Here is a 1,252-nt window from a genome sequence, read left to right as displayed (position 1 = left end):
CTTGAAATGGGGCGTCTTATTTGTGCTGTTTATAATTTATAGCTTATTGGCGATCCCATTTAAGTCTTACTTGCAGCCGGTGGTCGTCATGGCGGTGATTCCTTTTGGCGCAATCGGAGCCATTGCCGGGCACTGGATTATAGGGATGGACCTGACGCTAATTAGCTTGCTGGGAATGTTGGCGCTTACGGGAATTGTCGTGAACGATAGCTTGGTTCTGGTGGATTTTGTTAACAAGCGCCGCAAGGAAGGCAGGGACTTATTGCTAACAGTTAGCGGTGCAGCTGCTGCACGATTCCGCCCAGTTATTCTTACCTCTTTGACCACCTTCTTTGGTTTGATGCCATTGCTGTTTGAACAGTCAACCCAGGCTCAGTTTCTGATTCCGATGGCGGTCTCTTTAGGCTTTGGTATTGTTTTCGCTACCTTAATTACCCTAGTGCTGGTGCCGGTAAATTATTTGGTGATTGCCGATATACAGAGACTGTTTCGCAAGCAAGCACTTAGCGACTAAACTGGCAGTAGCGGTGTGCCAGGCTAATCATGGCTTGATCTTCCGTCTCGAGTATAAGTTCTTTATCTTCGATATAAGAGAGTGCCTGCCCACTCAGCTGATTGCTACTTTGGCTCTGTTCCAGGTAGCAATATTGTTCAGAGGGAGTTTGTAGGTCATCTGGCTCGTAAGTCTTACCTGTTACCACATATTCACCTGTCGATATAAGTGTGCGGTGAAACACGGTAAAGGAGGTATCAATAAAGGCTTTGTCTGGATTGTTATTTGAATCTTGAGCCTCAGAGATAATCTTTAGGGCATCGCTAGTCTTTCGGTCTGAGGCGGACTTGAGTATCGATTCGGTATAGGTGATATCGCTGCTGAAAAAGCTGCCTGAGCTTGAGAGCAACCACCAGATAGCCGTAGCTGTTAGGGCAAGCACGCAGAGGCTGACGGTGATGTGCATGGCCATCAGTGTGCGACGAGAGCTCTGCTGGAACTGATAAAGAGAGGAGAGCTCCAGTTGTTTATCCACTTGGGTATCTATAGCACGATTCATCGCATCGAAGTTGTGCGAGACGGACTCGTATTGCTCAGACTCTTTATCGCCTGTTGTTTGTTCACTTGCTTGCTTAGCCATCACTATGCCCGTTATTAGGCTTGGTTTCATCACGGCCTTTAGTATTGTTTTCCTTTAGGTCTTGCTCATCAAAGCTGTGATTCTCGGCAAGTTTGAGTAGCGACTTATCCTCCGTATAC

General features: G+C 47.0%; 2 protein-coding genes. One reads left to right on the top strand and one right to left on the bottom strand.

Annotated elements, in window-relative coordinates; genetic code table 11:
* On the top strand, nucleotides 1–514 hold a 514-nt coding region (locus tag A3766_RS02370; RefSeq protein WP_197479210.1), incomplete at its 5' end, for an efflux RND transporter permease subunit.
* On the opposite strand, the gene A3766_RS02365 is transcribed toward A3766_RS02370, so the two are convergent.
* Complete coding sequence (locus tag A3766_RS02365) at nucleotides 504–1,133, bottom strand: hypothetical protein (RefSeq protein ID WP_068513486.1); 630 nt, start codon at nucleotides 1,131–1,133, stop codon at nucleotides 504–506. The two genes, A3766_RS02370 and A3766_RS02365, sit on opposite strands and share 11 nt — an antisense overlap.
* Between the last annotated feature and the right edge of the window lie 119 nt (nucleotides 1,134–1,252).

It is taken from the genome of Oleiphilus sp. HI0132 (assembly GCF_001635845.1).
Note: the sequence above shows the minus strand (reverse complement) of the source record. Positions and strands in the feature narration are given on the sequence as shown.

What these genes read in the sequence shown, in the direction of transcription:
- A3766_RS02365 (WP_068513486.1), bottom strand. Translation starts at nt 1,133, where the DNA reads ATGGCTAAGCAAGCAAGTGAACAAACAACAGGCGATAAAGAGTCTGAG.